Here is a 21,174-nt window from a genome sequence, read left to right as displayed (position 1 = left end):
TGAAAGCCTGAACAGCCGAACGGCGATCAAACCCTTGTAAAAAGTTTAAGTTGTGTCGTTATAGTGTACTTTGGCCATGGTTGCCAAAAAAATATGAATGTGCAAAGTCAACTCCTTATATTTGGAGTTCTGCCAGAGCATAAGACATTTATGGTGGCAGAACGAAAGAGGGTTGACAGACTAGTCACTCAACTAGCACACCCGAAGGTGTCCCTCTCCCGTCCTACCGCAACGGGAGGGAACGAGATATACACGCAAAACTATCCCTCAGAAGGAATAGTTCTGATATGTGAGTGAAACGGTCTGTCAAAACCGACTGGCAATGTGGCCAGCATATAAATGTTAATCTTCAATATTTATGGTGTCAATGTAGGACTGACTAGAAAATATTTAAATAGTTGTTATTTTTCATTTAATTACATATTTAAGGGTATCTATTAATCATCCTCCGCATTAAAACAAAAACCCCGCCATAGCGAGGTTTTTGAGGTTTAATATTAGTTAAGCTTCAACTTGAGTATTTTGAGTAAACTTTTCTTTATCAACTTTCAACACGTAGCGGGTATTACGTCCACCACCTTCAAGTTTATGCAGTACATCTCCTTCCAGAAGTTCGGTTAGGTGACGTGTTGCTGTAGCTTTACTTACTCCAGTGACCTTTTGATACTGTGAAGCATTAATGCCTAGAGGGAAATCATTCTCTTCGCCATTGAGTAAACGATTTAAAACTTTATTCTGGGCTTCATTGAATTCGATATGAGAATAAGAGCTCCAAAATTTCGCTTTTGCAATCGTTCGATCAAGTCGTAGTAAAGACCTATCTATACTTTTCTCTAAAGTATCTAAGAACCAGACCAACCACTCATTAATCGTATAGGTATTATTCTGGCATTTCTCAAGAACTTCATAATAACTACTACGATTTTCATGGATGGCCACGGACATGGCGTATAAACGGATACTTTGGTGATCCATTTGGGCTAATGCTAAGTCTGTAATGACACGAGTGATACGACCATTACCATCTTCAAATGGATGTAATGTCACAAACCAGAAATGAGCAAGTGCAGCTCGCAATAACGGATCAAGCATTACATCTTCTCTGGAACTATTGAACCATTCTATAAATTCATTCATTAGTCCCTGTAAATGCTCTCCACCCTCTGGTGCTTCAAAGTAAACCTTGGTTGTAGTGCCATAAGGAGAACCACCAACAACCTGCATTGGTGCCTCATTATCACGGATTTCTCCTACTTTAATTTTTTGGGCAGCATAATCGAAGCGTTCTATGGTTTGAAAAAGCCAGTTATGCCATTGTAACAAGCGCTCCATGGTTAATGGCGCATGATGATTGCTCACTGCATCCATCATGATATTGGCTAAGCCTTCAGTTTTATCCTGAATAGGTGCAGGATTTTCTTCTGTTACCCCTAAACGCCGAGCTAATGAGGATTTGAGTGAACGAATATTCAACTTCTCATCTTCAATGAGTGAGGATGCGACTAGGTTTGTGAGCAGTGTATCTAATGGTAATGCCTCAGCATCTGGTGATGCTTTGCTCTCTCCGACCAATTGACCTATCTTCTTATGAATTAAACGTAGTTTTACCGTGACGAGTGCTTCATCCCATTTAAATTTAGTCCAGTTTGCTTTTTGCCATACCCATTTTTTCATAAGCATTCCCCTACTGCATGAGCCGATTGTAACATCTATTCGGCTCATTTTGTGAGCTTATTAATTGAATTATTCAGCTCATTTTATGATTTGTGACCTGATAAAAACGATACTATGAGCCGAATAAATGGCTTAAACAGCTCATATAGTGAGCCAAATATACGGGTTATTCGGCTCATTTACTTCTTTTAGCCAAAAGGCACAGTTATGTAAGTTAAAAAGGCACAGTTATGTAAGTTAAAAACGCAGTAATAGGTTGGTATTATGATTTTTTGATTGCTATCAATGAGTAATAATTTTTCTAAAAAATACTATAAAAACACTTTTGTGAATATTTTTGCTCATTTGAACAAGGCAGAGTTACTTACGGCGAACTTAACGATTTAAAATAAAAAGATGCAATAGACGTTGCATCTATTGCATCTTAGTTTTGCTAAATGGTCTAGCAACACATTAGGGATGAACAATAATTTTTACAGCAGACTCATTATTATGAATCAGCGTTTCAAAGCCTTTAGAAACAAGATCATCTAATGCAATACGTTGGGTAATAAAAGGTTCTAGATTAATCTTACCTTGCTCGACTAAACGGATGGTTTCCTGATGGTCATTGACATAAGCAATCGTGCCACGAATATCTAGCTCTTTCATCACTACACTATGCACATTAATTGTGGCAGGATGGCTCCAAATAGAGACGATAACGACTACGCCAGTTGGTTTCATTGCTGCAACGAGTGTATCCATGACTTTATTGACACTACTACATTCAAAAGCGACATCTACACCACGGCCTTCAGTAATTTTCATTACTTCATCAACCACATCAACCTGAGATGGGTCGAGTACATAATCGGCAACACCAGCCTCTATCGCTTTTTCTTTACGTTTTGCACTCAGTTCAGTAATGATGACCATAAGACCTTTGGCCTTTAAAATGGCTGATAAAAGTAGGCCTATTGGGCCTGCTCCACCAACCAGTGCGATATCACCAGCTTTTGCACCACTTCTGACATAGGCATGATGACCGACAGATAAAGGTTCTATCAACGCTGCTTGATCTAAGGGAATATCATTTGAAATAGGATGCACCCAACGTCGTTGAACCGCAATTTTTTCAGAAAGACCACCACCACGTCCGCCTAAACCAATAAAGTTCATATTTTTTGATAAATGATACTTATCATTCGGGCCAGTCGGCACATCGTCAGCAATAATGTAGGGTTCAACGACGACATGTTGCCCAATTTGGATATCATCTACACCCTCACCAACTGCATAAACCACACCTGAAAATTCATGTCCCATCGTTACAGGTGCAGATTCTCCCGAAATTGGATGTGGATGACCACAAGGTGGAATAAAAATAGGGCCTTCCATGAATTCATGTAAATCGGTACCGCAAATACCACACCATGCAACTTGAATTCCAACTGTGCCTGGAAGTACTTTCGGTTCAGGAATATCTTCAATCCGAATATCCCCTCGGTCATAAAAACGAGCTGCTTTCATTATGTATTCCTTATGTTGATATTAACGGTAAACCATTCCACCATCTGTCAAAATAGACTGACCTGTAATGTAGTTTGCATCCGCACTGGCTAAAAATGCAACTAACGCAGCCACGTCATCTGGTGTTTCAGCACGTCCTAAAGCAATACCTTCTACATATTTTTTATACGTTTGACCAATTGGTGCGCCTGTAATTTCTGAGAAACGCTGATCTATTTCGATCCACATGTCTGTACCTACAACACCCGGACAATAGCTATTTACAGTAATTTTAGCACTGGCATATTCTTTAGCCGCTGCTTGCGTCAATGCACGAACTGCAAATTTAGTTGCCGAATAAACACCGAGTAAAGCAAAACCTTCATGACCTGCGATTGAGCACGCATTAATAATTTTTCCAGCCTGTTGACGTTGTTTAAATTTATTTGCTGCGGCTTGAATCCCCCAAAGTACACCACCAACATTGATGTTCATAATTTTGTTAAATTCACTTGGCGTTACTTCTGCCAAAGCTTTAACTTGCGCAATACCTGCATTATTGATCATGATATCAAAACCATTAAGTGTCGATTCGGCATGATCAATTGCATGACTGACTTGTATTGGATCTGAAATATCCGAAATAAATGTGGTGGCTTTTACGCCAAAGGCTTCAACTTCTTTTTGAACAGTATTTAACTTTTCTTGATGAAGATCGACCAAGACAATATGAACACCTTCTTGCGCTAAACGTAAGGCAATACCGCGTCCAATGCCTTGTGCCGCACCCGTAATTAATGCAACTTTATTGTTTAAACCTCTAGGCATGTTGCGACTCCTTAAATATGGATTGCACGTTGCATCGCCGACAAGACCGACTCATGCATCGCCTCGGACAAAGTAGGATGAGGGAAAATGACCTGCGCTAAGCTTTCATCCGTCGCTTCTAGGTATTTTGCGATGGCAAAACCTTGTATGTGTTCGGTGACTTCATGTCCGACCATGTGAGCACCCAACAATTCACCCGTTTCCTGACTAAAAATGGTTTTAACAAATCCTGCGCTATCGCCCAAAGCCAATGCTTTACCATTGGCTTGTAAAGGGAACTTACCCACATTGATATTCAAGCCCGCAGCTTTCGCTTTCTGTTCTGTCAAACCAATACTGGCAACTTGAGGATGAGTAAAAATACAGCCCGGAATTTGTGTACGATCTAAAGCATGTACATGACTTAGACCTGCAATTTTCTCCACACAAAGAATGGCTTCATGACTGGCTTTGTGTGCCAAACACGGCGCGCCTGCAACATCGCCAATTGCATAAACGCCCACAACATTGGTTTTGCACCATGAGTCGACTTTAATAAAACCATTCTCAAATTCGATACCCAAAGCTTCTAGTCCCAGATTTTCAGTATTTGGTTTCACTCCAATAGCCGAAAGTACCTTTTCAACGCTAATGATTTGCACACCTGTGGCAGTTTCAATATGACAATGTATTTGAGCTTGATCAGTTTCTATTTTTTTTACGGTCGCTTCGGTTAAAATCCGCATACCCTGCTGTTCAAATTGCTTTTGTACATACTTCGCAACTTCAATGTCTTCGCTAGGGAGAATCTGCTTGGCTATATCAACCAAGGTGACTTGGCAGCCTAAGTCTTGGTATAGGCTTGCAAACTCACTGCCTATAGCACCCGAACCAATAACCAGTAAAGATTTTGGTAATTGTTCTGGAACTAAAGCCTCTTTGTAACTCCAGACCTGATCACCATCTACAGGAATATGAGGCAAATTGGCCGCACGTGCACCTGTTGCGACAATAATATGCGGCGCAGAAATCTGCTGTTTTTGACCATTCGCATCTGTAAGCTCTAATTGCTCTTTGGCAATAAATTGTGCTGCTGCGTTAAAAACAGTGATTTGATTTTTTTTCAATAGTTGACCGATACCTTGTACCAGTTGTTCAGAAACCTGTCTGCTATGATGGACCAGTTTTTGAATGTCAAAATCAATCGCGTTAAGCGTAAAGCCAAACTGCCCTGCATGTTTGAACTGCTGCGCAAGCGCAGCCCCGCTCAATAATGCCTTGGTTGGAATGCATCCCCAATTAAGACACACTCCGCCTAAGTGTTGTTTTTCAACGATTGCAGTTTTTAATCCCAGTTGCGCTGCGCGAATCGCAGCGACATATCCTCCAGGACCAGCACCAATAACCACAAGATCAAATTGTGTATCTGACATGGCTATTCCTCCTACACCAAAATTAATGCAGGATTTTCGACAAACTGCTTAAATGCCGATAAGAATTGAGCACCCAACGCACCATCAATGACACGATGATCACAAGACAATGTTGCTGTCACCATTTCACGAACAACAATCTCATCATTTTCGACGACAGCACGTTTCTCTGCTGCACCTAAGGCCAGAATTGCACCTTGAGGTGGGTTAATAATGGCATCAAACTGTTGAATACCAAGCATTCCCAAATTGGAAATACTGAAACTGCCGCCTTGAAACTCATCAGGCGCTAATTTTCCAGTTTTGGCACGTGTCGCCAGATCACGCATATCATTGGAAATTTGCGCTAAAGATTTACGGTTCGCTGCTTTAATAATTGGCGTGATCAGTCCGTTTTCGATGGCCACAGCAACCGAAATATCAGCCTGTTCAAACTGTAAAATCTGCTGATTTTCTTCATCAAACTGAACGTTAACCTGTGGAACTTTGATCAGTGCAGCCGCTGCCGCTTTAATCAGCATATCGTTAATGGACAGCTTGACTTGCGGTACGGTACTGTTAATTTGCTGACGCAAAGCCTGAACCGACTCAACATTTAAGTCTATCGTTAAGCGAAAATGTGGTGCATTGCGTTTTGCCGCTTGTAGCCGTGAAGCGATTGCTTTACGCATACCATTCATAGCCACAGTAGTGAATTTTACTGACTCTGTTGGTTGCGCATGATCATGTTGAGCTTGTACAGGGTTTTCACGTTGATATACAGCTTCAACATCTTCCTTACAGACTCGTCCACGTGAACCCGATGCACGACAATCATGCAAATTAATGCCCCATTGTTTTGCCAAACGGCGAGCAACAGGTGTTGCTAGAACATCACTATCATCTGCTTTAGATTTCGCGGCTTTCGTACTGGCTTGATGACGCACATCTGGCCAAGAACCACCAGCAGCTTGAACTGCGGCCTGAATATCTTGAACACTAATACGACCTTCACGTCCAGAACCCGTAATCTGAGACAAGTTTACATTATGCTTTTCAGCCAATTTCAAGGCATGTGGCGTTGCAAAAATATCATTGCTTTGTTGATAGCCTTGTAACGCAGCAGGAATAGAATATCCGCCCTGAGTCACCGCTTTTGATACATGACCAACACTGTTCTGTTTAGGAGCAGCTTGTACTTTGGTTTCAACTTGAGCTACAGCTACTTTTTCAGGAACCGCTGCTACCGCTTTATTTTCAGTTACAGCAGGTGTTCCACCTAAGGACTGTGCAAATGCTTCAACTTCTGCATCGGAAACTTGAGCGTCTGCACAAATTGCAATGACTCCTCCTACGACCAGCGTGTCACCATCTTTAGCAATAATTTTTCGTAGCAAGCCATCGAAAGGCGCTTCCAGAACATTGACGATTTTTGTGGTTTCAATTTCACAAATTTCCTGTCCTTTACTAAATTGCGTACCTTCCTGAATCAGCCATTGGGCAATCGTGCCCTCTTCCATGGACAAACCCCATTTTGGGATTTCTAAGGTTTTAATTTCGCTCATCCTAAGCCTCCAACGTCTTACGTACAGCCTGTTCGATGCGTTCTACACTTGGTAGCCATTCTTTTTCTAATACTGGCGAAAATGGTACGGGTGAGTGTGGTGGAGTGACTAACTCGATTGGTGCTTTAAGATAATGAAAGCCTTTCTGGGCAATGAGTGCAGCTACATCATGTCCGAAACCGCAACGCGCTGCAGATTCATCTACAATCACTACGCGACCTGTTGAAGCCACTGACTCTAAAATGCCATCTTCGTCTAGTGGAGAAATGGTTCGAGGGTCAACCACTTCAACCGAAATGCCTTCTTTTGCGAGCTTGTCAGCAACTTCATTGGCACGATGTACCATCAGGCTTAAGGCAATAATTGTGATATCTGTGCCTTCACGGGTGTAATTTGCGACACCAAAAGGAATAGTGTAGGCCTCATCTGGCACTTCGCCCTTAATGTCATATAACAACTTGTGTTCACAAAATACGACAGGATCGTCATCGCGGATTGCCTGAATTAACAGACCTTTAACATCATAGGCACTCGAAGGCACCACCACTTTTAAGCCTGGCACTGAGGCAAACACGTTATATGGCGACTGGGAGTGTTGTGCTGCTGCGGAAAAACCTGCACCAATCATGCCACGTACAACGAGTGGCGCTTTGGCTTTGCCACCAAACATATAGCGGAATTTAGCCGCTTGGTTATACAACATGTCATAACACACGCCGTAAAAATCCATAAACATTAAATCTGCTACTGGTCTTAAACCCGTTGCAGCAGCACCTGCCGCCATACCAATAATCGCAGATTCTGTAATTGGAGTATCAATGACTCGTTCAGAACCAAATTCAGTCCATAAGCCTTTGGTTACACCAAGTACACCGCCAAAACCTTCCAGTTTATTGTCATCGGTATTTTTACCACCATGTCCACCACGAACATCTTCACCGACCACAATGACACTTGGGTCTCGGCGCATTTCTAATTCAATTGCTTCTTTAATTGCGTTTCGATAACTTTTATTTGGCATTTTTCTACTATTCCTTTAGTAAGAGACGTAAACATCAGTAAGTAACTGAGAGACTTCTGGGTACTTAGCTGCGCGTGCTTTTGCAACGGCATCGTCTACATTGGCTTTAGACTGGGCATCAATCGCATCCAGTTTGGCTTCGTCAATTTTGCCTTTGACTTTTTCACGGAATATTTTCAATGGGTCTTTATGTTCTTTGACATAATCCAGTTCCTCTTTAGAACGGATAAGCCCCGGATCACCTTCAAAATGTCCATAAAAACGGTTGGTTACTGTTTCAATCACACTTGGACCTTCGCCACGGCGGGCACGTTCAATGGCTTTTTGTGCAACTTCATACACAGCAAAAAAGTCTGTTCCATCTACTTTTTCAGCAGGTAAGCCAAAACCTGCTGCTCGACCTGCAATGTCTTTACTGCCTACTGCATAATCATGTGCAGTACCTTCACCAAAACCGTTATTTTCAAAAACAAAAATGACAGGAAGCTTTAACACCACAGCCATATTAATGGCTTCAAAAGTTAAGCCCTGATTTGACCCGCCATCACCGGTAAATGACAGACCAATACCACCATTCTTGAGTGTTTTGGCACTTAAAGCAGCACCAATCGCTAAAGGTGGACCACCACCCACAATACCGTTTGCACCAAGCATGCCTTTATCTAAGTCTGCAATGTGCATTGAGCCACCTTTACCACGACACAAACCATCATCTTTGCCAAAAATTTCTAGCATCATGGCGTGAATGTCACAGCCCTTAGCAATACAGTGTCCGTGACCACGATGTGTTGATGTAATGAAGTCCTTATCTGTTAAATTTTCACAAATCCCTACTGCAACAGCTTCCTCACCGCTATAGAGATGGATGAAACCAGGGATATCACCTGTATTGTTTTCATCGTGAAGTCGATCCTCAAATTCACGAATGTCGCGCATTCTTTTGTATGCTGCTAGCAATTGCTCTTCCGTTAATTGCATATATTTGTTCCTTATTCACTACGCTTAAAAGAAAACCCAAAATTGAATAATTGGATTTTTAAATCGTATATTTATATAAGAATATTTTTATTTAATTTCATATTAGACTAAAAAAATATAATGCATAAAAAGATGAGATAAATATTAAAAACAGAAGGTTATGAAATTAAAAATTTTTGTAAAATTTTACAATAGTTCAATAACATAAAAAAACAAACCTTTAACCAACCTTTGTTTTATATGATAAGTTTTTTGCCCTGTTTTAATATTGTTAATGCATTTAAAGTAGCTCATTTAATATCAGGGTCTATATTAATTATTTTAAACGACGGAGTGTTTGAAATGGATTTAAATAACACAGTATTAACAGGAAAGAAGTTACGTGGCGCTGAAAAAATGGCGCGTATTCCAATTAAAGTTGTTCCAACGGAAACGACACCGAAAAAGCCAGAATGGATTCGGACTAAAATTAGTCAACCTGAGGAAGTCCAAATCATTAAGGATTTATTAAGGCAACAAAAACTACATACGGTTTGCGAAGAAGCAGCTTGTCCTAACTTGCCGCAATGTTTCGGCAGTGGAACAGCAACATTTATGATTATGGGAGATATCTGTACTCGACGCTGTCCATTCTGCGATGTCGCTCATGGTCGTCCTAATATCCTAGATATTAATGAGCCAAAGCATCTGGCTGAAACAGTCAAGAATTTAAACTTAAAGTATGTCGTGATTACTTCGGTTGATCGAGACGACTTAAAAGATGGTGGCGCACAGCATTTTGCCGATTGCATTCGAGAAATTCGTGAGATTAGCCCAAATACTTTGATTGAAATTTTGGTTCCTGATTTTCGTGGTCGTGCAGATATTGCCCTGAAGATTCTGAGCCAAAACCCACCCGATGTTTTTAATCATAATATTGAAACCGTTCCACGTCTGTATAAAGCCATGCGACCAGGCTCTAACTACCAGCATTCATTGGATTTGCTCAAAAAATTTAAACACTACTGTCCTGACATCCCAACCAAATGTGGTTTGATGGTCGGTTTAGGTGAAGTTGAGGCTGAGGTTATTGTGTTATTGAATGATTTGAAAGATTACCACGTTGACTATGTCACTATCGGTCAATACTTACAGCCATCTAAGTCTCATGCGCCAATTCATCGTTTTGTTACGTTGCAAGAGTTTAAGCACTATCAAACACATGGAGAGCGCTTAGCGTTTAAAAATATTTGGAGTGCGCCATTGGTACGATCAAGTTATTTTGCCGATCGTCAGTATCATGGTGAGGCTGTGCCTAACCCTTACATGAGCGAATGAATTTTTATCCTATTTACGTTTATTAACATTTCAGATGGAAATAGTCATTTTCAGCTCATACGAACACTTTTAAAGTAACTCAAGGACTGGTAAAGCCAAAAGATATGATTTAACCAAGCAAAGATAAAAGCATTTAAAATCGAAGCAAGAAGAAATGACGTAAATGACTATAAATTTGGAAGCTCATTTCTAAAGTTTAAAAATATTACAGTCTCATCATAAAGGAATATGATATGAACCTGTTCAATACACCATCTGTAAAAAAGCTGCAAACAACCCATTTAATTAATCAAACTACTGTGCATGCTGCCCCTGTTTTAGCATTGCCTCAAGACGATCAAACGTCTTTATTTCGCCGCTCTATTCAACATAATTATGCAGATTTACTCAAAATAGCGGATGATTCAGATATGGCGATTGGTCTTACAGATCATCACGGGACTCTCTTATGGACATGGAGTAGTTCAGCCATGCTTTCTTCTGCTGAACAAGTTCATTTTATTGAGGGCGGACATTGGTCTACACAGGCAGTTGGAACCAATGCGATTGGTATGACGTTAAACAGCCAAATATCAAGTTGCGTCTATTCTCATGAAAACCAAATGGACAGTGTTCGTGATTGGGTTTGTTATGCCGCACCAATTTGGGATCCGACATCAGGACAATTTCACGGCATTATTAACCTTTCCACAAAATATAAAAAACATACGCCTTTAGGGTTGCTCGCAGTTGAACGCTGTGCAGATTTAATACAGCGTGCCATAAAATTTGAGCAGCAAAATTTTTTATACATTAAAGCGCTAGGTTCACCTTGGGTTCAATTTAATGGACAAACTTTAAACTTGACTCACCGTCAAATTGAAATACTTTGCATTTTAGCTTTGCATCCCTATGGTATTGGTTTAGAAGAGTTACACTATGCCCTTTATGGTGAACGCAGTGTCAGCCTAAAAACCCTAAAGGCTGAGCTTTCACAATTACGTACTCTACTACCACACTGTATTGAAGCTCGTATTTATAGACTGACCTGTGAGGTTCAATGTGATTTTTTACGTGCTGAACAATCTTTAAATGCGAATCTTATTGCCAGTACATTTTCGTTATATAAAGGGAGTTTTTTATCTAAATCAGAAAGCCCTTTATTGAGTACTTGGAGACATTGTTTTGACGCTCGTTTAAGCCAAATGATTTATCAAATAAAAGATATCGATCAATTATTGCGAATTATTGGTCAAACTCACGATCGTATTGATGCAATACAACGCTTATTAGAATTCTTACCGCAAGATAGCGCCCACCGTAGCTATTTTTTAAATCTGATTTAAATCTGATCTATGGCTTTAATGCCAAAGCGTCATTGTATAAGTTTTTATTGTGTAGCGGATAGAAAAGGAAGCATGGTGTCCATACTTCCTTTTATGTACAACTAAAGGCAGCCAATCAGGCTTTTGGTCATGTACTTGTTCTAAAGCCCAGTTTATTCTTGCGAGAAGCTAGACTACATACTGATGATGACTTTTTAGGTTGAGAATCATTTTTTTATTTTCTGAATACACCTTTTATTTATATAAACTTTTACCCTTTGAAGAAAAGAAAGAGTTCGCTGAATTTAAATGATATTACACAGAAACACTAAATTTTAGATGATTGTATTTTAAGCTTAATGAAATCTTATCCAACAACGTAATAATATGTTCTTCAATAGTGTACATTCCAAAACTAAAGCGGACAGTATTTGCTGCGAGTTCTTCAGTAAGCCCTAAAGCATTTAACACATGTGATGGCGTTGCGTGGTGCGAATTACAGGCAGACCCGCTTGAAACAGCGGCAACTTGTTTAATAGCGGATAGAATAGAGTCTGCTCGCTCCCCTAAGAAACTGATATTCAAGTAATTGGCAACATGTTCGGTAGGATGGCCATTCAGTTTGATAGGCGTTAACTCTTCTAAGCGAGTTAAAAATTTATTTCTCAATTTTTGAATACGTAGTTGTTCTTTATCTAAGTTTATTTTTGCCAGTCTGCAAGCTTCACCCATTCCAACGATTTGATGTGTGGCTAAAGTTCCCGAACGTAAACCTTGTTCATGTCCACCGCCATGAATTTGCGTCTTGATTTGTTTTTGTACTTCATGACGCACATATAAGGCACCTATACCTTTAGGTCCATATATTTTATGTGCAGATAGACTGAGTAAATCAATATGCATCGCCTGAACATCAATCTCTGTCTTTCCTGCGGCTTGGGCGGCATCGACATGAAATAAAACCTGATGCTGATGTGCAATATGACCAATCGCTTGAATATCGGTTAATGTCCCAATTTCGTTATTCACCATCATGAGCGAAATTAAAACCGTATTGGGCTGAATGGCTTGTTCTACCTGTTCTGGGCGAATCACGCCTGTACCCAACTCAGGTTGTAAATAAGTGACCTGAAAACCGAGACTTTCTAATTCGGCACAGGTATCTAGCACTGCTTTATGTTCTATTTTACTGGTAATAATGTGTTTATTTTGATTTTTATAACGATCTAAAGTGCCTTTGATCGCAAGGTTATTTGACTCTGTCGCACCAGAAGTCCAAATAATTTCTTGAGCATTGGCATGGATTAAATCAGCCACATGCTGTCTAGATGTACTGATATGCTTGGCAGCATCCCAACCATAATGATGGGACTGAGAAGCAGGATTTCCGAAATCGCCGTCTACAGACAAACATCGAATAATCGCTTGCGTAATTTCAGGAAGAATAGGTGTTGTTGCTGCATAATCCAAATAAATTAATCTGCTCATTTCAATCACTATTAAAAATAAATTTAAAATGATTATAAAGGATGAAATTTATTCTATTTATATGGATTTAATCATACCTTATCAACAAAATTAAACTTATAAAAAATCGTTAGTTTTATCATTCACCAACGATTTTAATATATAAAACTAAAATATATATCATTAAAAAATAAGACGAAAATTTATAAAACCCGAGATAAAAAGTTTTGGGTACGTTCTTCTTTGGGTTGTTCTAAAACCTGTTGAACCGTTCCTTGTTCAACAATTCTACCTTGATCCATAAATACCACATGGTCGGCAACTTCCCGTGCAAAGGCAATTTCATGCGTCACAATCACCATGGTTTTACCTAATTTAGCCAAGTTTTTGATTACATTCAAGACTTCACCTACCAACTCAGGGTCTAAGGCGGACGTTGGCTCATCAAATAAAATTACTTTAGGGTCTAAGGCTAAAGCTCTGGCAATCGCAACGCGTTGCTGCTGACCACCAGAAAGTTGTTTAGGCCATGCTTCAACTTTATCTCTTAGCCCCACTAAACCCAATAATTGATTGGCTTTTAAAATGGCTTGATCTTTACTGAGTTTTTTATGGGCTAAGGGAGCTTCAATAATATTTTGCAAAACATTTAAATGTGGAAACAGATTAAAATTCTGAAAAACATAACCTACAGATTTACGTTGCTTTAAAATATCTCGTTCTTTTAACTCATAGAGTTTATCGCCTTTTTTACGATAGCCAATAAACTCATCATCAATTTGAATAAACCCTTCATCTACACGCTCTAAATGATTTATCGTTCGTAATAAAGTGGATTTACCCGACCCAGATGGACCAATAATGACCGTGACAGAGCCCGCTGGAATATCCAGACTAATATCGTGTAATGCCGCATGTCCTGCATAATTTTTAAATACATGGCTCACTTGAATATGACCATTTGCAGGAGATGTTGATTGATTAATGATCATAGCTTGCTCCTATACGTGGCTGAGTTGTGTGTGGCTGTGCCTTCTTGAAAAAAGCAAAACTATTAATGGCTGATTTCCGCTCGCCTTTTGCCAATATTTTTTCGATATACCATTGCACGATGGAAAATACGCTGGTCACAATCACATACCAAACGGCAGCGACCATCAACAATGGAATCACTTCTTGGTTGCGGTTATAAATCATTTGTACTGTGTAAAAGAGTTCAGGCATTGCCAAAACATATACAATCGATGTGCCTTTAGATAAACCCACACATTCGTTGATAATCGCTGGAATGATACTGCGAATGGATTGCGGTAAAATAATCCGCGTCGTACGGCGCCACCATGACAGACCTAATGCTGCCGCCGCTTCGAATTGACCATGATCGACTGACAAAATCCCACCACGGATGACTTCCGCGGTATAGGCACTTTGTACAATCACCAAACCCACCAAAGCCGTTGAGAACTGATCCAGTGCATTAATGGTTTTAAACTGGGCAAAGACTGTGTCGGTAAAAGGCACACCAACATTGATATATTCATATAGATAAGAAAAGTTATAGAGAATAATCAACACTAACAGCAGTGGTAATGATCTGAACATCCAGATATACACCCATGCCAGTGAGCGAATTAGCCAAGATGATGACAGTCTCATCATCGCCACAATGGTGCCCAAAATTAAACTAAACACGATTGACCAAAAGGTCAGTTTCAGCGTCATCATCAAACCCTGAAGAATCGCAGGGTTAAAGAACCACTGTCTAAAAACAGGCCAGCCCCAGTTTTGATTGGAAAATATCGATTCCGTGACCACAGCAATAATTAATATCGAAAATGCGACACCAATGTAGCGCAGTGGATGACGTGCTGGAACGATTTTATAGTGTTCTAAACTCATGCGACCTCCTTTTGCAGTAAAGTCTTTCTAAAAGGAAGTCCACCGTATAAAGGCGCACCAATGTATCGATCAAAATTAAAATCTGGAGTGAGTTCGAACTGCGGTTCATAGCCTAGACTCAAATACAATTTCACTGCTGGAATTTGTTTAAACCCTGTAGTGAGAAAGATTTTGCGATACCCTGCAGCAAGTGCACTTCGTTCAAGTTCTTTGACTATTTTTGCAGCCAATCCCTGTTTACGTAAGTCTCGATGTGACCAAATCCGTTTCAGCTCTGCAGTTTCTGCGTCATAGCGTTTATACGCCCCCATTGCAATGACTTCATCATCACGTTTAAGCACCACGAATAATCCATGCGGCGGTAAAAAGTCTTCCGCACCTTCATAGCGTTCCCGATGTGTGGTTTTTTTTCGCTCATCAATCACTTGTGCATCTTGACGCGCAAAAAAATCACCATAGATTTCTTCATATTCAGCAAATAACTGATCAAGCAAAGGTTGTGCTTCGGGTACATCAACTGGCATTTGGATAAATTTTTCTTGCATAATGACCTCTTATTTATCCTGAATCAGTGGGTTAATCACTGATTGTGGAATTCCTTCATTTTGTAAATTCCAACGTGTCAAAGCTTGTGTATATTTGCCATTCGCAATAACACCGTTTATAGATGTTTGAATGGCATTCACTAGCCCAGTCCCTTTTTTGACGGCAACTGCAACAGACCACGTCCCATTTAAGGTGCCCACTGCTTTAATATTGGCACCATTGGCTTGTTGCCATACGCCCATCACATTGGGTATGAGGTAAGCATCGACACCACCAGACTGCAACGCCAAAGCTGCTGCTGCACCGTCTTCCAAATAAATCGGCTGCGCTGGATCCAGCCCTTTTTGTCGATTATTTTCAATCCATTTCAACAATAGCCGTTCTTGATTGGTGCCTGAACCGACCACAATTTTGAGTCCCGCGATATCATCTGGCGTTTTAATCGTTTGAATTTTGCTGTCTTTAGGCACATAAAAAGCCAACATGTCTTGACGATAAGTCGCAAAGTCGTATTTCTGTTTACGCTGTTCTGTGACGGCAATATTACTAAGCACGGCATCGAATTTCCCCGATGCTAAACCGAGTGGCCAGTTTTCCCACGAGGTTGGAATCACTTGAAGTTTTAGACCCAAGCTGTCAGCAATTAACTGTGCAATATCAATTTCACTACCAATACGTGTCTGGTTATCTTCTGCCAAAACATGTAGAGGTGGAAAACTGTTGGTTCCCACCGCAACCGTGAAATAACCCTCATTTACAAACTTAAAACCTTGAGGCAATTGAGCAATTGCCTCCGCATTTTGAGTACTGTGAATAGCCACCATGTTATTTTTTAAGGTCTGTTGCTCTTGTTCAGTAAACTCAGTTTTCAAACGATTTTCTTGCGTATGAGTTGCTTTCTCATTGTTGTAGCAACCCGTCAGGCCTAAAGCTGCCAGTGTCAGACTAAAAAATGCGACAGTCTGAGCTTTGTACATGTTAGTCTCCCAAGCCTGGAGGGTTAATTGCAGAATGTTGAATCGCTTCTGCCTGAGTCCCCCAACGTGCTAAGACTTTTTGATACTCGCCTGTTTGAATCACTCCATTTAAAGCGGTTTGTACTGCATCAACTAAGCCACTGCCTTTTTTCAGAGTGACTCCCAATTCGGCAGGTCGTGTTCCACCTCCGAGTGCTGTCCCAGCCCGACGGATTTTTGCACCATTTGCCGCTTGCCATGCGTAAGCAACATTAGGACCAAATAAAGCATCAACCCGCCCAGACTGGAGGGCCAAACTTGCAGATGCGCCATCATCGTAATAAAGTGCCTGCCCAGGCGGCAGTCCTTTCTTTTTATTGTCTTCAATCCAGTCCAACAGTACTTTTTCCTGATTGGTACCAGAACCGACAATCACTTTTAAACCTGAAATATCATCGGGACCTTTGATGGCTTTGATTTTACTTTTCTCTGCGACATAAAAAGCCAATACGTCTTGACGATAAGTCGCAAAGTCAAATTTCTCCTTGCGTTCTTTGGTGACGGTAACATTGGCAATGGCTGCATCATATTTGCCACTAAGGACACCGAGCGGCCAGTCTTCCCATGAGGTGCGAACCAGTTTCAGTTTTAAGCCCAAACTGTCTGCAATCAAACGGGCAATATCAATTTCAGTTCCAATATAGGTTTGATTATCAGGCCCCAATACACTTAAAGGTGGCGCTCCTGAAATCGCAGCAACGGTAAAATAACCCGCATTTACAAACTTAAAATCTTTTGGAATTTTTTGACTGGCTTCCGCATTGTGAGCAACATGAATCGGCGTCATATTCTCTTTCAACTTTGCAAGCTCACGGCTATAGAAATCGGTTTTATCGGTCGATTTTGTAGACTCGGCTGTTGAGCTAGCCGTTTGAGTAGATGCCTGTTCTTTACTGCATCCAACCAGAGAAATTCCTAGAAGCAGTGCCAAAGCAATCGTCAAAGGTGTTTTATTCAACCGCATGAAGGTGTTCCTTTTCTGATTGTTCAAATTGATTTTCTGGTCGCTTCAAACCAAAACTAGCGCGTAAAGTAGTGCCTGGATATTCGGTACGATATAGCCCGCGTTGTTGCAGCAATGGCACAACTTTTTCAACAAAAGTATCTAAAGTTTTTGGTGTTGCACCCGCAATAATGAAGCCATCTGCCGCCTCTTCTTTTACCCACAGTTCTAACTGATCTGCGACTTCTTCTACCGTTCCAGCAAAAGGTGGACGTGGAGTTGCTGCTTGTAGTGCAACCTGACGTAAAGTTAAATTTTCTGCTTTGGCCTTACGTTTAATTTCATCAGTACCACTTTTAAAGCTGTTTTCACCCAGTGTGCCCAGTTCTGGAAAAGGTGCATCGAGTTCATATTGAGAAAAATCATGATGTTCAAAGAAACGTCCTAAATAATTCAGTGCGTCATCGATCGTGACTAATGCGGCTGTTTCAAGATATTGACGCTCTACGTCTTCAGCAGAATCTCCGATCAAAACCCCAATCCCTTGGAAAATGAGCAAATCATCTGCATCACGACCATTCTTAATCACTTGCTGTTTCACATCTAAGTAAAATGCTTGTGCTTCTTCGAGCGTGGCTTGATGGGTAAAAATGGCATCGGCATGTTTCGCGGCTAATGCACGACCTGCACCTGATGCTCCTGCTTGGAATAGAATCGGACGGTCTTGTGGCGAACGCTCTACATTGAGTGGGCCTGCCACTTCAAAATGTTTACCTTTATGGTTCAAGGTATGTAATTTACTGCGTTCAAAAAATTGTCCTGTTTCTTTATTGCGAACAAAAGCGCCTTCACCCCACGAGTCCCAAAGCCCTTTTGCGACTTGCAAATATTCATCTGCAATTTCATAGCGTTGGCTGTGCTCAGGATGCTGTTTACGGGTATGATTTTTTGCAGTGCCTTCAAGTGGTGTGGTCACCACATTCCATCCTGCACGTCCACCACTTAAATGATCCAGACTGGCAAACTGACGCGCAATCGTAAACGGCTCACTATATGAGGTCGACACTGTACCAACTAAACCAATATTTTTAGTTACACTGGCTAGGGCTGAAAGTAACGTAATCGGCTCAAAACGGTTGAGAAAATGAGGAATCGATTTTTCATTGATATATAAACCATCAGCCACAAAGACAAAATCAAATTTTGCCCGTTCAGCTTGAAGCGCTACGTTTTTGGCAAACTCAAAATTAATACTGGCATCGACCACCGCTTCAGGATGGCGCCATGCAGACATATTTCCGTTTGCACCGTGTAAAATAGTTCCAAGGCGAATTTGTTTGTGATTACTCATGTTAGACCTCTGCATTTTTATGAATAGACTCAAGTGCTTGTGTTGCTAAGGCAGCAAAGTATTGAGCAGCTGGATAAATTAAAGATTCATTGGGTTGATATTGGGGATGGTGCAAACCGAAGGAACTGGCACTGCCGATACTGACAAAGGCGCCGGGGATGTGTTCTAAATAGGCGCCAAAATCTTCACCGATCAAATAAAGCGGTGCTTCTTGCACCTCATAACCTTGTGCACGAGCAACGGTTTGGCTCAGTTCAGCCCATGTTGCAGTGTTGATTAATGCCGCGGGGCCATTGTCCCAATCCACAGCAATGTCGACTGAGTGGGCAAGTGCAATACCTTGTGCAATTTGTTTAAGTTTTTCTTCAACAGCTAGACGCACCTCAGGAGAATGGGTTCTTACCGTGCCCTCTAAGTGAGCTTCTTCTGGCAGGACGTTCCAACTTGTGCCCGCATGTACTTGGGTAATACTGACTACACAAGTGTCTAAATTATTTATGCTACGACTGGCAATAGTTTGCACAGCACTAATCAACTGCGCTGCCACAACAATTGGATCTTTGGTTTCATGCGGACGCCCTGCGTGACCGCCCTTGCCTTTAATCACAATTTTGAATCGGTCGACGTTGGCATAAAATGCACCAGAGCGCGTTGCAAAAGTACCTAGAGCTAACTCAGGAACATTGTGAAAACCGAAAATGGCGGATACATCTTCTAAGGCTCCACTCTTCAGTACTTCATAAGCACCACTATAAGTTTCTTCAGCGGGCTGAAAAATAACGCGTACCGTACCTTTTAATTCAGACGCTTGAGCTTTGAGTAAAATTGCAGCGCCTAAAATGGTTGAGCTATGCAAATCATGCCCACAAGCATGCATTACTCCGTCTTGAGTCGAGCGAAAGTCTTGCTCAATTTCTTCATGAATGGGTAACGCATCGATGTCTGCTCGAATAGCCACAATTGGATAACCAGTGCCAATATCTGCAATCAGTCCTGTTTTTAAACCCCAAGTTGCAGTTTCAATGCCGTATTCAGACAGCCATTGTTTTAATTTGTCAGTGGTTTGAAACTCTTGACCTGATAATTCTGGATGACGATGTAATTCATGTCTCCAATTGAGCAACTGCTGTTCAAGTAACTGTCTATTTGACATTAATTTCTCCCACTTAAGCTGCAAGCACAGCGTGCTGTGCCAGTAGTGTTAGAGATTTCAAACGTGTTGCATGATCTAACAGTGGTGATTCAACAATAAATTCCTGAATTCCATGTTGTTGATGCAAAGCGTATAACTGCTGATGAACATCCTCGACTGTACCTTTGATAATTTTTAACTGCTCTTTTTTAAGGCTTTTAATCGCAGATTGAGCTTGTCTCGAAAACTCCTCTCCACTTTGTTCATTTGGAATTTTTACTCGTTGACCATTCTCAAGTTCCAACGTCCACACCGAAAGCCCTGCTGCCAGTTCTTCGGCTTGATCACGGCTATCAGCCACAATAATTTGTGCCGCAACAATCGCTCTTTTTCCTGATGAATAGTGTGAGTAAGTCTGTAAAGCATCTTGAAGTAGCTTGGCATCGCCATTTAAATGTGCAGCAAATACAAAGTTCCAGCCCAAATCTGCTGCGAGTCGAGCACTTTCAAGGCTTGCACCTAGCAAGAACTTCTCTGCGACCTGATCTGGTGTTGGAGTTGCAGCAACTTGATCTGGCTGATTACGATCAAATTTAGAATGTAAATAATGATCTAATGCTTCTAGTTGTACTTTAAAACTTCCTTTTAATGACTGATCAAGCCCGAGCTGTAGAGCCTGAGTTGAGACAGGAAAACCACCAGGTGCTTTACCAACGCCTAAATCCACTCGATTGTTTGCTAGACCTGCCAGTACATTAAAATTTTCTGCAACTTTATAAGGGCTGTAGTGCTGCAACATTACCCCACCAGAGCCAATTCGAATGGTTTTAGTCTGAGCCAACAGCCATGCAATTAAGATTTCGGGAGATGGACTTGATAGCAATGCTGTGGAATGGTGCTCAGCCACCCAGTAACGATAAAATCCTAGAGCTTCTGCTGTTTGAGCAATTTGCAATGCATTTTTAAATGACTGTTCTGCGCTAATCCATTCGGCTCTTGGACATTTATCCAGTATGCTTAATTTATAATTCAGCCCCATTTTCTATTTTCCAAAAGATATAAAGTTGGAACCTATTAAACGGATTTAGCTTTTAAAAATTAAATATTAAATAAACTTAAAGTTATATAAAAAAGTGAAAATATGGTTTTTATAAAGAGATTGAAGTGTTATTAAAAATAAAGAAAACCTTATTAAAATTTCAATGTAAATATATTTAATCAAAACTGATATTCAAATGATTATTTAATATT

General features: G+C 40.7%; 18 protein-coding genes. 2 read left to right on the top strand and 16 right to left on the bottom strand.

Annotated features, from left to right (window positions below; all coding sequences use genetic code 11):
* Positions 1-501: 501 nt before the first annotated feature.
* The 7 genes from C3F34_RS16735 to C3F34_RS16705 all read right to left on the bottom strand — a co-directional run bounded on the left by C3F34_RS16735 (position 502) and on the right by C3F34_RS16705 (position 8,948).
* Complete coding sequence (locus C3F34_RS16735; RefSeq protein WP_044740663.1) at positions 502-1,674, bottom strand: Fic family protein; 1,173 nt, start codon at positions 1,672-1,674, stop codon at positions 502-504.
* A gap of 453 nt (positions 1,675-2,127) precedes the next feature.
* Positions 2,128-3,186 (bottom strand): 2,3-butanediol dehydrogenase, encoded by a 1,059-nt coding sequence (locus tag C3F34_RS16730; protein WP_044740664.1) that lies wholly within the window; start codon positions 3,184-3,186, stop codon positions 2,128-2,130.
* 21 nt (positions 3,187-3,207) lie between these two features.
* Entirely contained in the window at positions 3,208-3,993 is a 786-nt protein-coding gene (locus tag C3F34_RS16725) for an acetoin reductase (RefSeq protein WP_104442148.1), read from the bottom strand.
* 11 nt (positions 3,994-4,004) lie between these two features.
* Complete coding sequence (gene lpdA, locus C3F34_RS16720; protein WP_104442147.1) at positions 4,005-5,405, bottom strand: dihydrolipoyl dehydrogenase; 1,401 nt, start codon at positions 5,403-5,405, stop codon at positions 4,005-4,007.
* Between the two features lie 11 nt (positions 5,406-5,416).
* Positions 5,417-6,949, bottom strand: coding sequence for a 2-oxo acid dehydrogenase subunit E2 (locus C3F34_RS16715; RefSeq protein ID WP_104442146.1), 1,533 nt, complete (start codon positions 6,947-6,949; stop codon positions 5,417-5,419).
* A gap of 1 nt (position 6,950) precedes the next feature.
* The gene (locus C3F34_RS16710; RefSeq protein ID WP_004979604.1) at positions 6,951-7,970 is read right to left on the bottom strand and encodes an alpha-ketoacid dehydrogenase subunit beta; all 1,020 of its coding nucleotides are present in this window, start codon (positions 7,968-7,970) and stop codon (positions 6,951-6,953) included.
* Positions 7,971-7,985: 15 nt separating this feature from the next.
* Positions 7,986-8,948: a thiamine pyrophosphate-dependent dehydrogenase E1 component subunit alpha gene (locus C3F34_RS16705; protein ID WP_044740668.1), complete on the bottom strand. Its 963-nt coding sequence runs from the start codon at positions 8,946-8,948 to the stop codon at positions 7,986-7,988.
* Between the two features lie 342 nt (positions 8,949-9,290).
* Between C3F34_RS16705 and lipA the strand changes: the two genes are divergently transcribed.
* Positions 9,291-10,265: a lipoyl synthase gene (gene lipA, locus C3F34_RS16700; protein WP_104442145.1), complete on the top strand. Its 975-nt coding sequence runs from the start codon at positions 9,291-9,293 to the stop codon at positions 10,263-10,265.
* Between the two features lie 233 nt (positions 10,266-10,498).
* A complete protein-coding gene (locus C3F34_RS16695; protein ID WP_104442144.1) occupies positions 10,499-11,590 on the top strand; it encodes a helix-turn-helix domain-containing protein in 1,092 nt (363 codons plus the stop codon).
* Between the two features lie 294 nt (positions 11,591-11,884).
* On the opposite strand, the gene C3F34_RS16690 is transcribed toward C3F34_RS16695, so the two are convergent.
* The 9 genes from C3F34_RS16690 to C3F34_RS16650 all read right to left on the bottom strand — a co-directional run bounded on the left by C3F34_RS16690 (position 11,885) and on the right by C3F34_RS16650 (position 20,962).
* The gene (locus tag C3F34_RS16690) at positions 11,885-13,057 is read right to left on the bottom strand and encodes a cysteine desulfurase family protein (protein ID WP_104442143.1); all 1,173 of its coding nucleotides are present in this window, start codon (positions 13,055-13,057) and stop codon (positions 11,885-11,887) included.
* A 182-nt stretch (positions 13,058-13,239) separates the two neighbouring features.
* Complete coding sequence (locus C3F34_RS16685; protein WP_044740672.1) at positions 13,240-14,028, bottom strand: amino acid ABC transporter ATP-binding protein; 789 nt, start codon at positions 14,026-14,028, stop codon at positions 13,240-13,242.
* Positions 14,018-14,935 carry an amino acid ABC transporter permease gene (locus C3F34_RS16680; RefSeq protein ID WP_044740673.1) on the bottom strand — a complete coding sequence of 306 codons (918 nt, stop codon included), beginning with the start codon at positions 14,933-14,935 and terminating at the stop codon, positions 14,018-14,020. Before C3F34_RS16680 ends, C3F34_RS16685 begins: the two co-directional genes overlap by 11 nt.
* A complete protein-coding gene (locus tag C3F34_RS16675; RefSeq protein WP_016167945.1) occupies positions 14,932-15,480 on the bottom strand; it encodes a GNAT family N-acetyltransferase in 549 nt (182 codons plus the stop codon). The genes C3F34_RS16680 and C3F34_RS16675 overlap by 4 nt, the downstream gene beginning before the upstream one ends.
* A gap of 9 nt (positions 15,481-15,489) precedes the next feature.
* The gene (locus C3F34_RS16670) at positions 15,490-16,458 is read right to left on the bottom strand and encodes an ABC transporter substrate-binding protein (RefSeq protein WP_104442142.1); all 969 of its coding nucleotides are present in this window, start codon (positions 16,456-16,458) and stop codon (positions 15,490-15,492) included.
* 1 nt (position 16,459) lies between these two features.
* Positions 16,460-17,461: an ABC transporter substrate-binding protein gene (locus tag C3F34_RS16665; RefSeq protein WP_104442141.1), complete on the bottom strand. Its 1,002-nt coding sequence runs from the start codon at positions 17,459-17,461 to the stop codon at positions 16,460-16,462.
* Positions 17,448-18,791, bottom strand: coding sequence for an LLM class flavin-dependent oxidoreductase (locus C3F34_RS16660; RefSeq protein WP_016167948.1), 1,344 nt, complete (start codon positions 18,789-18,791; stop codon positions 17,448-17,450). The genes C3F34_RS16665 and C3F34_RS16660 overlap by 14 nt, the downstream gene beginning before the upstream one ends.
* 1 nt (position 18,792) lies before the next feature.
* Complete coding sequence (locus C3F34_RS16655) at positions 18,793-19,944, bottom strand: amidohydrolase (RefSeq protein ID WP_016167949.1); 1,152 nt, start codon at positions 19,942-19,944, stop codon at positions 18,793-18,795.
* Positions 19,945-19,957: 13 nt separating this feature from the next.
* On the bottom strand, positions 19,958-20,962 hold the full coding sequence (locus C3F34_RS16650) for an MsnO8 family LLM class oxidoreductase (RefSeq protein ID WP_104442140.1): 1,005 nt from the start codon (positions 20,960-20,962) through the stop codon (positions 19,958-19,960).
* Between the last annotated feature and the right edge of the window lie 212 nt (positions 20,963-21,174).

The organism is Acinetobacter sp. ACNIH2, assembly GCF_002934965.1.
GTDB lineage: Bacteria > Pseudomonadota > Gammaproteobacteria > Pseudomonadales > Moraxellaceae > Acinetobacter > Acinetobacter tandoii.
Note: the sequence above shows the minus strand (reverse complement) of the source record. Positions and strands in the feature narration are given on the sequence as shown.

Bases quoted from the DNA above. Each gene is read 5' to 3' on its own strand.
- C3F34_RS16685 (WP_044740672.1), bottom strand. From the start codon at position 14,028: ATGATCATTAATCAATCAACATCTCCTGCAAATGGTCATATTCAAGTG.
- C3F34_RS16705 (WP_044740668.1), bottom strand. From the start codon at position 8,948: ATGCAATTAACGGAAGAGCAATTGCTAGCAGCATACAAAAGAATGCGC.
- C3F34_RS16725 (WP_104442148.1), bottom strand. From the start codon at position 3,993: ATGCCTAGAGGTTTAAACAATAAAGTTGCATTAATTACGGGTGCGGCA.
- C3F34_RS16660 (WP_016167948.1), bottom strand. From the start codon at position 18,791: ATGAGTAATCACAAACAAATTCGCCTTGGAACTATTTTACACGGTGCA.
- C3F34_RS16710 (WP_004979604.1), bottom strand. From the start codon at position 7,970: ATGCCAAATAAAAGTTATCGAAACGCAATTAAAGAAGCAATTGAATTA.
- C3F34_RS16680 (WP_044740673.1), bottom strand. From the start codon at position 14,935: ATGAGTTTAGAACACTATAAAATCGTTCCAGCACGTCATCCACTGCGC.
- lpdA (WP_104442147.1), bottom strand. From the start codon at position 5,405: ATGTCAGATACACAATTTGATCTTGTGGTTATTGGTGCTGGTCCTGGA.
- C3F34_RS16655 (WP_016167949.1), bottom strand. From the start codon at position 19,944: ATGTCAAATAGACAGTTACTTGAACAGCAGTTGCTCAATTGGAGACAT.
- C3F34_RS16715 (WP_104442146.1), bottom strand. From the start codon at position 6,949: ATGAGCGAAATTAAAACCTTAGAAATCCCAAAATGGGGTTTGTCCATG.
- C3F34_RS16735 (WP_044740663.1), bottom strand. From the start codon at position 1,674: ATGAAAAAATGGGTATGGCAAAAAGCAAACTGGACTAAATTTAAATGG.
- C3F34_RS16670 (WP_104442142.1), bottom strand. From the start codon at position 16,458: ATGTACAAAGCTCAGACTGTCGCATTTTTTAGTCTGACACTGGCAGCT.
- C3F34_RS16695 (WP_104442144.1), top strand. From the start codon at position 10,499: ATGAACCTGTTCAATACACCATCTGTAAAAAAGCTGCAAACAACCCAT.
- C3F34_RS16730 (WP_044740664.1), bottom strand. From the start codon at position 3,186: ATGAAAGCAGCTCGTTTTTATGACCGAGGGGATATTCGGATTGAAGAT.
- C3F34_RS16690 (WP_104442143.1), bottom strand. From the start codon at position 13,057: ATGAGCAGATTAATTTATTTGGATTATGCAGCAACAACACCTATTCTT.
- C3F34_RS16675 (WP_016167945.1), bottom strand. From the start codon at position 15,480: ATGCAAGAAAAATTTATCCAAATGCCAGTTGATGTACCCGAAGCACAA.
- C3F34_RS16665 (WP_104442141.1), bottom strand. From the start codon at position 17,461: ATGCGGTTGAATAAAACACCTTTGACGATTGCTTTGGCACTGCTTCTA.
- C3F34_RS16650 (WP_104442140.1), bottom strand. From the start codon at position 20,962: ATGGGGCTGAATTATAAATTAAGCATACTGGATAAATGTCCAAGAGCC.
- lipA (WP_104442145.1), top strand. From the start codon at position 9,291: ATGGATTTAAATAACACAGTATTAACAGGAAAGAAGTTACGTGGCGCT.